13 protein-coding genes and 1 pseudogene are annotated in these 13,967 nt (G+C 67.1%); 4 read left to right on the top strand and 10 right to left on the bottom strand.

From position 1 onward, the window contains the following. Positions 1-347 (top strand): nuclear transport factor 2 family protein (locus A9W96_RS03860; protein ID WP_067137999.1); only part of this gene is annotated, 347 nt, incomplete at its 5' end. Positions 348-372: 25 nt separating this feature from the next. Here the strand turns inward: A9W96_RS03860 and A9W96_RS03855 are convergent. The 5 genes from A9W96_RS03855 to A9W96_RS03835 form a co-directional block, all read right to left on the bottom strand. Continuing rightward, entirely contained in the window at positions 373-981 is a 609-nt protein-coding gene (locus tag A9W96_RS03855; protein ID WP_197499391.1) for a sensor domain-containing protein, read from the bottom strand. A gap of 304 nt (positions 982-1,285) precedes the next feature. Beyond that, positions 1,286-2,053 carry a hypothetical protein gene (locus A9W96_RS03850; protein ID WP_156765103.1) on the bottom strand — a complete coding sequence of 256 codons (768 nt, stop codon included), beginning with the start codon at positions 2,051-2,053 and terminating at the stop codon, positions 1,286-1,288. Between the two features lie 2 nt (positions 2,054-2,055). Then, complete coding sequence (locus A9W96_RS03845; RefSeq protein ID WP_066873585.1) at positions 2,056-4,647, bottom strand: hypothetical protein; 2,592 nt, start codon at positions 4,645-4,647, stop codon at positions 2,056-2,058. A gap of 84 nt (positions 4,648-4,731) precedes the next feature. Next, positions 4,732-5,676 carry a hypothetical protein gene (locus A9W96_RS03840; RefSeq protein WP_156765102.1) on the bottom strand — a complete coding sequence of 315 codons (945 nt, stop codon included), beginning with the start codon at positions 5,674-5,676 and terminating at the stop codon, positions 4,732-4,734. Between the two features lie 136 nt (positions 5,677-5,812). Then, the gene (locus A9W96_RS03835) at positions 5,813-6,733 is read right to left on the bottom strand and encodes a hypothetical protein (RefSeq protein ID WP_156765101.1); all 921 of its coding nucleotides are present in this window, start codon (positions 6,731-6,733) and stop codon (positions 5,813-5,815) included. 203 nt (positions 6,734-6,936) lie between these two features. Here A9W96_RS03835 and A9W96_RS03830 point away from each other — a divergent pair, with 203 nt between their 5' ends. Beyond that, positions 6,937-8,661, top strand: coding sequence for an NAD-binding protein (locus A9W96_RS03830; RefSeq protein ID WP_066873633.1), 1,725 nt, complete (start codon positions 6,937-6,939; stop codon positions 8,659-8,661). Here the strand turns inward: A9W96_RS03830 and A9W96_RS03825 are convergent. Together A9W96_RS03825 and A9W96_RS03820 are read right to left on the bottom strand one after the other, a co-directional pair. After that, entirely contained in the window at positions 8,658-9,536 is an 879-nt protein-coding gene (locus A9W96_RS03825) for a tetratricopeptide repeat protein (RefSeq protein WP_066873636.1), read from the bottom strand. The two genes, A9W96_RS03830 and A9W96_RS03825, sit on opposite strands and share 4 nt — an antisense overlap. A gap of 70 nt (positions 9,537-9,606) precedes the next feature. Beyond that, complete coding sequence (locus A9W96_RS03820; protein WP_066873631.1) at positions 9,607-10,485, bottom strand: LLM class flavin-dependent oxidoreductase; 879 nt, start codon at positions 10,483-10,485, stop codon at positions 9,607-9,609. Between the two features lie 57 nt (positions 10,486-10,542). Between A9W96_RS03820 and A9W96_RS03815 the strand changes: the two genes are divergently transcribed. Together A9W96_RS03815 and A9W96_RS03810 are read left to right on the top strand one after the other, a co-directional pair. Further along, the gene (locus A9W96_RS03815; RefSeq protein ID WP_066873576.1) at positions 10,543-10,965 is read left to right on the top strand and encodes a VOC family protein; all 423 of its coding nucleotides are present in this window, start codon (positions 10,543-10,545) and stop codon (positions 10,963-10,965) included. A gap of 46 nt (positions 10,966-11,011) precedes the next feature. After that, positions 11,012-11,401, top strand: coding sequence for a VOC family protein (locus tag A9W96_RS03810; protein WP_066873573.1), 390 nt, complete (start codon positions 11,012-11,014; stop codon positions 11,399-11,401). Positions 11,402-11,414: 13 nt separating this feature from the next. Here A9W96_RS03810 and A9W96_RS03805 read toward each other — a convergent pair whose 3' ends face one another. From A9W96_RS03805 to A9W96_RS03795, 3 genes and pseudogenes are all read right to left on the bottom strand, one after another. After that, positions 11,415-11,900, bottom strand: coding sequence for an RrF2 family transcriptional regulator (locus A9W96_RS03805; protein WP_066873570.1), 486 nt, complete (start codon positions 11,898-11,900; stop codon positions 11,415-11,417). A gap of 58 nt (positions 11,901-11,958) precedes the next feature. Continuing rightward, positions 11,959-13,800: an adenylyl-sulfate kinase gene (cysC, locus tag A9W96_RS03800; RefSeq protein ID WP_066873567.1), complete on the bottom strand. Its 1,842-nt coding sequence runs from the start codon at positions 13,798-13,800 to the stop codon at positions 11,959-11,961. Then, positions 13,800-13,967: pseudogene (locus A9W96_RS03795) on the bottom strand (sulfate adenylyltransferase small subunit); the annotation flags it as partial. The pseudogene A9W96_RS03795 and the gene cysC, both read right to left, overlap by 1 nt.

The raw sequence follows: 13,967 nt of genomic DNA, 5'->3' as shown, positions 1-13,967 counted from the left end.
AGCCGGACAGTCGCTACCTCGCGCTGGTCGCCACGGGCACCGCCGACGACATCGTGGCGCTCTACGCCGACGACGCCACCATCGAGGACCCGATCGGCTCCGACATCCGCCGCGGGCATGATGCCATCCGCGCCTTCTACACGGGGTTTCAGGACGCGAAGAAGGACACCGAACTCGCCGAAATACGGATCGGCGGCAGCGAGGCCGCCTTCTTCTGGCATCTGACGCTCGACGCCGGTGACAGCCGCACCCGGATCTCGCCCATTTCGACGATGTCGTTCGATGGGGACGCCAAGATCACGTCGATGCGCGCGTTCTGGTCACCGGCAGACGTTCGGGTCCTGTAGCCCGCCAATCCTGTTGGCAGCCCGCTCAACTCGGGATACGGCCCAGGATGCCCTGCACGAGGGCGGCGGCGTCGTCGCCGAGATCACGTCCGATGACGTCGACGTCGACCACGACGTTGGCCTTGGCCGCCAGGGCCCGCAGCGCGCTGGTGTGCTGGCCGCCGACGTCGGTGGTCCGCCCGTTGTCCTGCACGGTCCCCAGGGTGCTGCGCACCGACGTCACCGGGCCGGTCTGCACCGGCGTCCCGACGCTGTAGATGCCGGAGATGCCGCCGTGCGAGTAGGTCAACTGCCTGCCGGCACAACCGTTGATGTGGTTGATGGCGCCGGCGACGAAACCCTTTGCGGCCGCGGCATTGTCGAACGTCGCGACGAACTCCGAAACCCCGTGCGGGAAACCGTTGGTGTGCTGCCCCAGGTCGACGCCGTAGATGGCGCGGTAACCGCTGTCTCGATAGGACGCTGTCAAGCCGTTGAACACCGCTTCGGTGCATTCCGGGGGATCGAAGCTGTCGCCGGGCTGCAGTTCGTGCGTTTGCGTCCAGGTCTTGTTGACGTACATGCCGGGCGCCTTGATCAGGCCGGCGACGTCTTCCCCGGTGAGCACCAGCGACTGTAGGCCTTCGGGGGTCACCGACGGTTCCGGCGGCGCGGCGGCGGTGGCGCTCGGCTTCGCCGCGGCTGTGGTGGCGCCGGAGTGCGCCGTCGGCTGGCCGGTCTGCCTGTTGCCCAGCGTCGCCCCCGGCGCCCGCCCAACCGTCCGCTCGCCCGCCGTCGGACGAGGTGAACACGCTGGCCACGCTGTCGGTTGTGTTTGCGTTCCTGCTTGCCCCGGTGGGAATCGTGTTGGGCCACTTCGCCATCAAAGACATTCGCCGGCGGGGGCGGCGCGCCCGGATCGAAGGGGTTGGGCCAACTGGGACCCGGCCAGCTAGCCGTCATGAGAAGGGGTCGTAGTCAGCGTCGTTCGCGGGCGTCCTCGGAGGCGGTGTGGTGCCAGCCGGCGGTTGCGCGAACGGCGGAGGCCGATGCGGGACGGGCGGCGGGAAGGCAGCGGATTGCGGAAAGGTCGATGCGGTAACGGGCGCAGGCCTGCCCTGGCGGAAGTACGCGTTGGACTCCGGCAGCGCGAGCAACACCGCGGAGGCGACCGAAATGATGATCGTCGCGACCGCGCCCACCTGCAGCAACTGACCGAACCACGCCACCGACCCGCCGGGGTCGACGACGAAAACCGCTGCGCCAGCGGCCAATCCGAGGCCGCAGAAGACCCACGTCACGATCCTGGCCCGGCTGCGGCCGCGATCGTCGAGCACACCCAGCGACACCACCAACGCGGCGACGACGATCAACCCCGCGGCCGTCGCGACCAGCACCGGCCCCGACGTACTACCGCGTGCACGGAAATCCGAAATCGCCACCAGCACGGCGATCGCCGCCGCCAACAACAGCGCGGCGATGCCGGCGAACACATAGCTCCCGAAAAACACGGCGGCCGGGGACATACCCGCGGCCGCCTTGGCCGACGACGCCGACGGCCGGATGGACGGTGGCGGCGCCACGGGCGGTGGTGGCGCGGCGGGCGGTCGCGGCGTAGCTCGCGGCGGCGGCAGGCCGGGCGAAGCCGGCGGGCCCCACGATGGCGACGGCGAAACCGGTTGGGGGCCGAAGGGATCGGAGAAGGGATCCTGGGAATGGTCTGACATCGTCAACGCCTCCCCGGCAAGCCTGCCGGTCGCCTACGACGCCACCACAGCGCGCCCCCGACACCGATCCAGGCGGCCAACGGCAACGCGATCGCGGCGTACATGAGCGGACTCAGCGACGTGCCGAATACCGACTTCGGCATGGGAATGAGCACGCCCGGATCGCCCTTCCACACCTGGCTCATGGGTCGGGCACTGGTCAGGCCGCCCAGCCAGACCTGCTGCGCGGAACTCTGTTGCGGCGAACTCTGCAGCCGCGGGCCGAACAGCGAACCACTTGCGGTTGCGGGCAGGTTGGGGTGATCTTTGGCGAAGTCCTTCGGCGTCATGTTGACCATCGGGATGTTGGTGAAGTCGACGCCGCCGATAGTCAGTTTCCAGGTGGTGCGGTCACCGGTCTGCCAGCTGTAGGTCGCGTCTCCTTCGTAGAAGGACTTGCGGTAGCGGTCGAACAGTTCCTGCGGGCTGAAGGGTTCCTTCGACGTCCAGGCGTCGATGTTGCCCGAGTCAACGATTTTCGAGTAGGCGGTGGCCTTGGTGGCGCTGCGTTGCCGGTACCACTCCGCGGCGATCCGGCTCGCATACACGCGGCGCAGATCGGCGTATTCGGGCGCGTGATTCACCTCGTCGACGATCTTCGGCAGGATCATGGTCCGGTACAGATCGTCGTTTTGGCGGGTGATTCCGGCGTCCTGGGCGGGGCAGCCGATGCCCGGCTTCAAGTCCATTCCCTCGATCTCGAGCTTCACATCAAGCGGGGCGTCCAGGATGTACATCGAGTCTCCCTGGGTGGACACGCTGGCCGGCAACGGGATGATCCACTTACGTTGCGGCGAAAAGCATTTGGAGCCTTTCAGCGCGTCCAGGAATTGGCGGCCGTCCGGCGTGGCGGGGTCGACGAGCTTCGCCGTGGCCTGCTTCATGGTGTAGTCGGCTTCCAGCAGGATCCGCCCGGCGTCGGTGCGACCGAACTGGGCGTCGATGATGCGGTCGGGTTCGTTCGGGTTGAGGTTCACCGTGAAGGCCGAGGTGGGCAGCGCCAGCCAGACGAAGAACGAATCGGAAGCCATGTAGGCGTTGGCATTTCCACCGAACGACGGTGCAGCGCCGGTTTGCGTATTGGCGGCGAAGGAGTACTGCACACCGTTGCCGTTCAGGTCGGTGTCGGAGATGTAGCGCAGCTGCAGCGTGGAGAAGTCGACGCCGCCGAGCACGCCACCGATCCCGCTGGTAACGGCACCAAGCCCGCTCGCGACGCCGCCGCCGATCCCGCTGGCCACGCCACCGACGATTCCCCCGGTCACCGCGCCGGCGATGCCGCTGACCAGCCCACCCGTGACGTTGGCCAAAACGGTGGCAGCGCCGCCCGTGGCGGCGCCGATGATGCCGGCGACGGTGTTGGCGGCCGTCACGCCCGCCAGCACTCCGGCGTCGACGATCGGACCGACAACGGCTCCCGGATTGATCGGCATCGGACCGGCCGCCTGCCTGGGCGTTTGCGGAGCCGGAACTGGTCGGGGCGCTTGCGGCGCAGGAACCGAACCGGGGGCCTGGGGTGCCGGGCCGGGCGCCTGCGGTGCCGGGGCGGGAGCTTGCTGCCCCGGGGCGGGCGCCTGCTGGCCCGGTGCGGGCGCCGGAGCCGAACCGGGCGCTTGCTGGCCCGGCGCGGGGGCCGGCGCCGAGACGGGCACCGACTCGGGCACCGACTCGGGGTCCTGGGCCGCCTGTTCAATGTCCATGTCGGCGTTGACCTGCCCGGAGACGAAGGCTTGTTCGATTGCCTGGGCCGGCGAGTCCGGAGAAGCGCCCGTGGTTTGATCGGCACCGCCGTTCACGGGGTTCTGCCCGCCGCTGGCGAGTACGGCTTTCCCGGACGGGTCGGGTACACCCACCGTCGGGTAATAGCGGACGAATAGCCGGTCGGATGCGCCCAGGCCTTGGCCGGCGGCAAGCATCGCTTGCAGCGTGGCCGGCGGCGGCTTGTCCGGGAAGATGTACACCACGCGACGGCCGGTCTGCTGCGCGATGCGTAGGAAGTCTTCGAGCTGCGCCTTGTCGACGGCCCCGGTCTTGATCTCGACGATTTCTTGATCGTTGTGGAAGTCAGGGCGGCGGTTGATCGAGGTGCCCTTGATCTTCCGGTTGCGGATGTATCCGTTCTCCGTCAACTTCAGCTCTTGATCGAGCGCGGTTTCGAAGCTGGTGCCGGTGTTGCGATTGTTGAAGGCGCGCACGTAAGCGTCGCGATAGTCCGCCCAGCTCAGTGGATTCGCCACGGCGGGGGCCCGTTGGTTCTGGTAGACCAGCCAGCTCTTGTAGAGGTGTTGTTCGGTGCCGGCTTTGTACTTGCCCCTGGTATTGATATCGATCAAAGCCGCGCGGCTCGGTGCGGGTAGCGCAGAGAGGCCATTGGCCGATGGAAAGGTATAGGTGAGCGGGGTCTTGCCCGGCGGCGGATCCTGGTCGGCGGAGTATCCGGGCAGTTTCGGTGCGGGATCCGCAATGGCCTGGCGCGTGGGCGTCAGCAGCGACGCCAACACCAGAACCAGGGCGGTCGCAACGACGCGACGCCAAATCAGCCAAACCCGAGCCATGTGCGGCCCTCCCCGTCGGACTTCGCGCTCGAAGACGAAGCACAAGATGTCGCGATCCTAAGTGAGGTTGACGGGCTTGAGAATTCAGCCGACCCATTCGTCGTAGTACGCGCGGGTATCGCCGGGATCTTTATGCCTGACCATGGCGGAGAGCAGATGGTATGGCGCCGTGAAGCCGGCGTCGTCGTTGAGCTGAATCTTGAAGTTGGCGGTAATTGAATCGCCCTCGTCGGCGAAGTCGCGGTAGACCCATCGGGACGGATGGCCACGGCGCAGCATTTCGCCCATGTAATAGGAAGCGCCATCGACGAAGTCGGCATTGGCCGGAGCATGGAAAGCCTCGACCGTCGGCGTCACCTGCAGCACGAGGGCAGTGAGTCGGCCGATGCTGTCGGGACTGTAATCCCAGTTGCCACCGTTGCGGGCCGCCCAATCGGCGAAATGTTGCTCCTGGTGAGCCAGCCAGTCATCGAGCACCGTCGAGGGCGGCGGAGCATTGAACAGACCATCCGCCAGGGTGCGCTCTTTGACCGGGGACCACCCAGGATGCGCTTCGGCATAGTCCTGGACGACCTGCCGCCAGCGCCCGTACACGGCCACCAACACCGCACTCTCATCGGCCAACGCTTGCAGCAACAGATGCGTCGGCGACAACGCCTCCAGCCCCGATTCGGAGTCGGGGCGGATGATCGGAAAGCCCGTCGCATCGGGTTCGCCCGCACTGTCGATCCGCCAACGATGCTCAGACAGCCGCCGCAGTCCGGGGTCATCAACCGCGACACCCGCGGGCGGCTCGGCGACCCAGTCCCACCGCCCACCACCGACACGCATCAAGGCCTCACCCAGATACGCCACCACCCCCGCGGTGAACGACTGATTTGCGTCCTCGAGCGCCTCAGCCGGATCGGCCAACCGATCGCGCGCCGCGGTCTCCAGCGCCGACAACGATGCCTCGGAATAATCCAGCGTGACCGAGCCACCCAGATCGACATCGCCAGTCATGTCGATAAGCAAGTTGATCCGGTCCAACCACCAATCCAGCGGCCCACCCTCCACCGCACCCTCCCAATCGGCCCCGTCGGCTTTCCAGCAGACTGCCCGGCGACGACGATGCGCCTCCTTGCAACGGTTTTCGCGCGCGATCTGTTGGATCAGCGGAGTGAAGTCAACCGACCCATTCGTCGTAGTAGGCGCGAGGACGCCCGAGGTCGCCACGCTCGAGCATGAATGACAGCAAATGGAACGGACCGGTAAAACCGGCATCGTCGGTCAGCTGAAGTTGAAAGTTCGCGGTAATCGGGTCGCCCTCGTCGCGAAACTCGCGGTACACCCAACGCGAGGGGCAGCCGCGCCGCAATATCTCGCCCAGGTAGTAACAGGCGCCGTCGACGAACTCGCGATTAGCCGGATCTCGAAGCGCGGCCACGGTCGGCGCTTTCCGCGATACGAGCTCGGTCAACCGGCCGATGCTGTCGGGACTGTAATCCCAGTTGCCACCGTTGCGGGCCGCCCAATCGGCGAAATGTTGCTCCTGGTGAGCCAGCCAGTCATCGAGCACCGTCGAGGGCGGCGGAGCATTGAACAGACCATCCGCCAGGGTGCGCTCTTTGACCGGGGACCACCCAGGATGCGCTTCGGCATAGTCCTGGACGACCTGCCGCCAGCGCCCGTACACGGCCACCAACACCGCACTCTCATCGGCCAACGCTTGCAGCAACAGATGCGTCGGCGACAACGCCTCCAGCCCCGATTCGGAGTCGGGGCGGATGATCGGAAAGCCCGTCGCATCGGGTTCGCCCGCACTGTCGATCCGCCAACGATGCTCAGACAGCCGCCGCCGCAGTCCGGGGTCATCAACCGCGACACCCGCGGGCGGCTCGGCGACCCAGTCCCACCGCCCACCACCGACACGCATCAAGGCCTCACCCAGATACGCCACCACCCCCGCGGTGAACGACTGATTTGCGTCCTCGAGCGCCTCAGCCGGATCGGCCAACCGATCGCGCGCCGCGGTCTCCAGCGCCGACAACGATGCCTCGGAATAATCCAGCGTGACCGAGCCACCCAGATCGACATCGCCAGTCATGTCGATAAGCAAGTTGATCCGGTCCAACCACCAATCCAGCGGCCCACCCTCCACCGCACCCTCCCAATCAGTCCTACAGCTTCGCCGTCAAGCGATGATCCGCGTCATTATCTCCCTCAAGAGGAGTCCGGACATGTCACGCTGGCATCCATCGACGCAGTGCCCGATAGTCGTAGCAACAAAAGTCGCAGAGGTGGGGATACATGAGCACGCGCCGCCACATCATCGTCAGCGGTGACAACGCGCTCGCGACAACGATTGCCGAGGAACTGAACCGCGCCGGTGCCACCATCGTCAAGCTGCACAGCGAGGAGCTCGTCGCCACCGATCTCGCCCGCGCGCACGCCATCGTCTGCGCCGGGGACGACGACGCGAAGAATCTCGAAATCGCCTTGCTGGCAAGGAAAGCGAATCCTCGTGTGCGCGTGGTCGCCCGACTGGGCAACGACGTGCTGCGCGGAGCGGTGGCCGCCGACAACGGTCCCGGGGCCATCCTGGACGTCGCCGACCTCGCGGCGCCGTCGGTCGTCGAAGCCTGTCTGGCGAGCAGCACCCACCCGGTCGAGGCGGCCGGCATCAAATTCCTGGTGTCGGGGGCCGAGGCGCCGCGCGACGCGACCCTTCGTGAGATCTACGGCGACCTGGCACCGGTGGCCGTGATCCACGGCGCGAACTCCGCGAGATCCGACGAAGTGGTGCCCTGTCCCGGACGAGATCACGAAGTGCGCAAGGGCGACTGGACCGCCATGATCGGCAGCGCCGACGAGCTGGCCGCGCGCGGCATCAAGACTCCCCGGCCGGCCGCGACCCGCTCACGCCAGTCATGGATGCGGCGGGTTTCCGACGCCGCGCGGGCGATGCGCGACGACGTCAATCCCATGCTCTTCCCCGCAATGCTGCTCGCGCTCAGTCTGTTGCTCGCGTCGACGGTCGTCGTGCACTTCTCGTACACGCGGCCGCGACTGTCCTGGCTGGACGCGATGTACTTCACCGCGGAGACCATCACCACCGTGGGTTACGGCGAATTCACCTTCCTGCACCAGTCCGCGTGGCTGCGAATCTTCGCCGTCGCCTTGATGTTTTCCGGCGTAACCACCACCGCGCTGCTCGTCGCATTCCTGGCCGACTTGCTGCTGTCACGCCGCTTCCTGCAATCGGCCGGGGTTCGGCGCGCGCGCCATCTGCGCAACCACATCATCGTCGTCGGGCTGGGCTCGTTCGGCAGCCGCGTCGTCGGCGACCTGACCGCCGCCGGATATGACGTCGCGGTGATCGAACGCGACGAGAACAACCGATTCCTCTCCACCGCAGACGAACTCGACGTACCGGTGATCTTCGGGGACGCAACGCTGCGCCAGACACTCGAGGCGGCCCGCGTCGACCGCGCCCGGGCCGTCGCGGTGCTGACCCAGGACGACATGGTCAACATCGAGACCGGAATCGTGCTGCGCGAGATGCTGGGTCCCCGGGTGATGCCCGAGGTCAACCGGCCCGATGTGCCCATCGTGCTGCGCATCTACGACCGCGCCCTCGGCGATGCGGTGGCCAAGCGGTTCGGCTTTGAGAACGTTCGCTCGACCGTCGACCTGGCGGCGCCCTGGTTCATCGGTGCCGCGATGGGCCTGCAGGTGCTGGGCACGTTTTCGATCGGGCAGCGTTCGTTCATGGTCGGCGCGATGCACGTGGCGGCCGGCAGCGAACTCGACGGGCTGCGCATGTTCGAGATGTCCACCCAGACCCGGGTCATCGCGATCACCCGCCGGGACACCCCTGTCGAGCTGCACCCTCGTCGCGACGCCTGGCTGCGCGGCGGCGACACCGTCTATCTGGTGGGGCCGTATCGCGAGCTGCTGGAGACGCTGCGCAAGGGGCAGCCGCCCCAGGAGCCTGCCGCCGACGAGCGTCCGGTGGACAAAGCGGCGACCTAACGCTCAGCGCACCTGCGGGCCGAAGCGGATCGGCCACCGGATTCGTCCGGTGGCCGGCCGTGCCGGGCGCACCATCCGGCCAGCTCATGGCGGGCGGCGACGGTCACCGGATGCTCGTCGCCCAGCACCCGCGCCTCCTCGTCGACCAGCGCCTCCCACGCCGCGACCTCGTCCTTTACGCCGGCCAGGTCCGGGGCCCACAGCGTGAACATGTGCCGGGCCATCAGCAGGTGAACGTGGTCGTCGCCCAGCTTGTCGCGCAGCTCGCCGATCAACGGTTCGAGCTCGGCGACGGCCGTGGGGACGTCACCGGAGCGGCCCCGCCAGATCGCCAGCATCAACCGCGTGCCCAGGGTGTCGGCGTGGTCGTCACCCAGCACGCGCCGCCGCGCGGCGAGTACGTGTTCACCCTCGGCCAGCGCACCGACGAAATCGCCTATCTCCCAACGCTTCTCGGCGATTTTCTCGCGGGCGACCAGCACGCTCTCGTGTTCGGCGCCCAACACGCGCTGTTCGTCGGCGAAAAGCTGCGACCACTCGGCGAGCGCTGACAGCGACGGTTGTTGCCGACCCGCCAGGAGGTGGCGAGCGGTCAGGGTACTGAGGTGATCGCGCCCAAGCACCTCGACCAGGTCGGGGATCAATCGGGCGAACTCTTCGTAGGCGACGGCGTCGTCGCCGGCGCGCAGTTGCACGGTGGCCAGCGACACCTTGAGTTCCAGCACGGTGGGGTGCCGCTCGCCCAGCGTCGCCCGGCACAGGGTGACCAGCTCGTTCGCCTGCCGCGCGGCCCCGGCGTAGTCGCCGTTGCTCGCGCACTCGGTCATGAGCCCGGTCAGTACGGCTAGCGGGGCGGGCAGCTCCTGCTGCGTCATGCCGCTAATGAAATCGCCACCGCGTCGGCGCGGCAATTCACCCGATTTGACCTGCAGCGTTGCCGTAACGCTAGAGCCGTGCTGCCACGTCCGCGGCGCGACGAAGCTGATCGACATCCGAGCTGGTCGGGATCAGCTGGACCTCATCGGTGCCGATCTCGGCGAACCTGCGCAACACGTCGAGCAGCTCGTCCTCGCTGCCGGCCCAGCCGGTCATCGGTGCCATCGCGTCGACGTAGTCGGCCGGTATCCAGTTCATGTAGCGGCGCAGGTGACGGTGGATCTGGTCGCGGGACCCCTCGGGCGAGCCGAAGGCGAACCAGAACGAAGTGATCAGGTGGGGTTTGGGTTTGCCGGCCTGCGCCCAGGCCGCCCGGGTCACGTCGAACAGCTCGTTCTGCTTGGCCACGTCGAGGTCCAGGGTGGTGCCGGCGAGCCCGTCGGCCCACGCGGCCGCGCTGCGGATGGTTTTCGGTCCGATACTCCCGACGAACAGCGGCGGACCGCCGGGCTGCACCGGCGCCGGGCCGACCGGCAGCACCGAATCGGAGGTCTTCTCCCCCGCCCAGACCCGCTTCATCACCGCCACGCGTTCGGCCATGCCGCGCATCGTCTGCGTCGCCGGATCGGCGCCCACGGCGTGGTAGTCCTCGTGCCGACCGCCCACGCCGATGCCCACGGTGAGCCGGCCACCGCTGAGCAGGTCGCCGGTCGCTAGCCCCTTGGCGAGCATCACCGGATCGTGTAGCTGCGGCACGATGACCGTGGTCAGCAGCCGCACCCGCTTGGTCCAGGCGGCCAGCGCACCCAGCAACGTCAGGTTGTCCGGGTTGTCGAACGCGATGCGCTCACCCCAGCACAGCGACGAGAACGGCCCCTCGTCAATGGCGCGCGCCCAGGTCTCGAGCACGGTCGCATCCAGATCCGGCTCCATCACCGGCATGGTCATCGCAATCTGCACGACGGCGATTTTGGCATGTTTCTAATGCAGCCCATCAGTGGAACCATGGACCGAGTGGCGTTCACCAGTAGTTCCATCGCGCATGTCCGGCTGACCGTGACCGATATCGAGCGGTCGCGGCAGTTCTACGAGAGCGTGTTCGGCTGGCCGGTTTTGATCGAGGTCCCCGACAACGCCGATGAACCCACCCGCAACCAGTTGAGCTTCCTGTACGGCGGCGTGATCTACGACCTCGGCGGCACGCTACTCGGTCTGCGCCCGGTGGCCGCGGACCGCTTCGACGAGGATCGCGTCGGCCTCGACCACATTGCCTTCCGGCTCGCCAGCAAAGACGAATTGGATTCGGCGGCAGCACATCTCGACGAACTCGGCGTCGGTCATGAGCCGGTCAAAGACATCGGACCGTCCTACATCCTGGAGTTCCGTGACCCCGACAACATCGCCCTCGAGCTAACCGCGCCGAAATAGCGCGGCGTTGTCGCGCCCGGCGGACGGTGGTTGACTGGAAAAAACTATGACCATCAGTTTCAACCACACCATCGTCGCGTCACGCGATAAACGAGAATCAGCCGAGTTCCTCACCGAGCTGTTCGGCCTGCCCAGCCCAAAGCCCTTCGGCCACTTCATGGTCGTCGAACTCGAGCACGGTGTAAGTCTCGACTACGCCGACGCCCCGGAAGGCGCGGACATCCCGCGCCAGCACTACGCGTTCCTGGTGTCCGAGCAGGAGTTCGACGCCATCTACGCCAGGATTTCCTCACGCGGGCTGCAGCACTGGGCCGATCCGGGCGCCAACCGTCCCGGCGAGATCAACCACAACCACGGTGGGCGCGGGGTCTATTTCCTGGACCCGTCCGGCCATGCCATGGAGATCCTCACCAGCCCGTACGGATCGGCGGGCTGAGCGGAAACTTCGCTCAGTCGCCGGTGCGCGCCGTACCGTGCCGCTGGCTTTCCTGCCGGCGATAGTCGTCGGCCAGTTGCGCGACATGCTTGGGCAGGGCACCGGCGGCGACGTCGGCCAACGTCGTTTCTTCGAGCACCGAACGCATGCTGGCCCGCAGCGCGCGCCACACGTCGGTGAGCGCCGCCGTCGGACCCGAATACGGTAGATCGCCCAGCCCGATGTCACGGACGCTGGCCAACGGTCCGTCGATGCAGCGCAGCACGTCGGCGATGCTGATGTCTTTGCCGGGACGGGCCAATTCGTAGCCGCCTTCACGACCGCGGTGGCTGCGCACCAGCCGGTCGGTGCGCAGATTGGTCAGGATGTCGACGAGGAACTGCGGCGGGATGCCCTGGGCCTGGGCCAGGTCGTCGGTCTTCACCAGCGTTCCGTCGGGCACCGTGGCGAGCTGAATCATCGCCCGCACGGCATACTCCGCCTTCGCCGACATGCGCACTCACAGGATTGTGCCACCCGGCGGCACAATATCGGTGCAGCCTGGCTGACCTGGCGTGCTACCCGCTCGATTCGAGCAGGTCGATGACCCGCTGCGCCTGCTCCTCGACGGTACCGTCCGGGGTCAGGCGCAGGTCGGCATTCACTGGCGCCTGATACGGGCTGTCGATGCCGGTGAACTGGGTGATCTCCCCCGCCCGGGCTTTGGCGTACAGGCCCTTGGGATCACGCTTTTCGCATTCCTCGATCGGGGTGTCACAGAACACCTCGAAGAAGTCGAAGCCGGCGTCGACGTGCACTTGGCGCGCCAGTTCGCGTTGCTCGGTCAGCGGACTGATCGCCGGCACCAGCACGACATTGCCGGCGTCGGCGAGCAGCGCCGCCACGTGTGCCAGCCGGCGCAGGTTTTCGGCCCGGTCCGCCATGGAAAAGCCCAGGTCGGCGTTCAAACCGTGTCTCAGGTTGTCACCGTCGAGAACGTAAGCCAGAGAACCCTTTTCGAGCAGCTTCTGCTCCACCAGCATGGCCACCGACGACTTGCCGGATCCGGACAAACCGGTGAACCACACCGTCTTGCCCCGCGGCCGCGCCTCGGCGATGGCGGATGGCTTGTGCCGCACGGTGTTCGGGCTCGCCGCCTGCGCCGAAGCGTCGCGCAGCACCATGCCGGCGGCCACCGTGCCGTTGGTGTGCGGGTCGATGAGGATGAACGAGCCGGTGCTGGGGTTGCGGGTGTACTCGTCGAGCAGCAGCGGCACCTGGGTGCGCAGCGAAATGCGACCGAGTTCGTTGAGCTGCAACGCCGTTGCGCTCTTGTCGCGATGCAGGGTGTTGACGTCGAGCCGGTAGTCGAGCGCGGTCACCTTCGCGTGCGTGGTCCGGGTGGTGTGCTTGATGACGTAGTCGCGGCCGGGCTCGAGCGCCGCATTGTCGGCCATCCAGCACACCGTCGCGTCGAACTCCTGCGCCACCCTGGGCTGATTGTGGGTGCGGGCGATCAAATCACCGCGCGAGATGTCGATCTCGTCGGCCAGGGTCAGCGATACGGCCATCGGCGGAAACGCTTCTTCCACCGGACCATTCGGCCCGTCGATCGCGGTGATCCGGGTGCGCTTGCCGACCGGCAGCACCACCACTTCATCACCCGGCCGCATAACCCCGCTGGCGACCGTGCCGGCGTAGCTGCGGTGGTCCTGGTGTTCGCGGGTATGCGGGCGGATGACGTACTGGACCGGGAACCGCACGTCGACCATGTTGCGGTCACCGGCGATGTACACCTCCTCGAGGTGCGACAGCAACGCCGGGCCCTCGTACCACGGTGTCTGGTCGGACTTGGTCACCACGTTGTCGCCGTGCAGCGCCGAAAGCGGAATGGTGGCCACGTCGTGCACGTCCAGACGCGCGGCGAAGGCGTGGAATTCGTCCCGGATGGCCTCGAATTTCTCTCTGTCCCAGCCGATCAGGTCCATCTTGTTGACCGCGAGCACGATGTGCTGGATGCCCAGCAGGGATGCCAGGAAGGCGTGCCGGCGCGACTGCTCCAGCAGGCCATGTCGCGCGTCGACGAGCACGATCACCAGCTGCGCGGTCGACGCCCCGGTCACCATGTTGCGGGTGTACTGGATGTGGCCGGGGGTGTCGGCGATGATGAATTTGCGCTTGGGAGTGGCGAAGTAGCGGTAAGCGACGTCGATCGTGATGCCCTGTTCGCGCTCGGCCCGCAGGCCGTCGGTCACCAGCGCCAGGTCGGTGTAGTCGTGTCCGCGGTCCTTGGACGTCTGTTCCACCGCGGCCCACTGGTCTTCCATCACGGCCTTGGAGTCATACAGCAGGCGGCCGATCAGGGTGGACTTGCCGTCGTCGACCGAACCCGCGGTCGCGAGCCGCAAAAGCGTTGTCATCAGAAGTACCCCTGCCGTTTGCGGTCTTCCATGCCCGCATCCGAGATGCGGTCGTCAGCCCGGGTGGCCCCGCGCTCGGTCAGCCGGGACACCGCGGTCTCGGCGATGACCTCGTCCACCGTGGCGGCCTGCGATTCCACGCATCCGGTGCACGTGACGTCGCCGAC

The sequence above is a fragment of the Mycobacterium sp. 1245852.3 genome, assembly GCF_001669335.1.
Lineage (GTDB): Bacteria > Actinomycetota > Actinomycetes > Mycobacteriales > Mycobacteriaceae > Mycobacterium > Mycobacterium europaeum_A.
The sequence above is the reverse complement of the archived record's forward strand: the minus strand, read 5'-3'. Positions and strand labels throughout refer to the sequence as shown.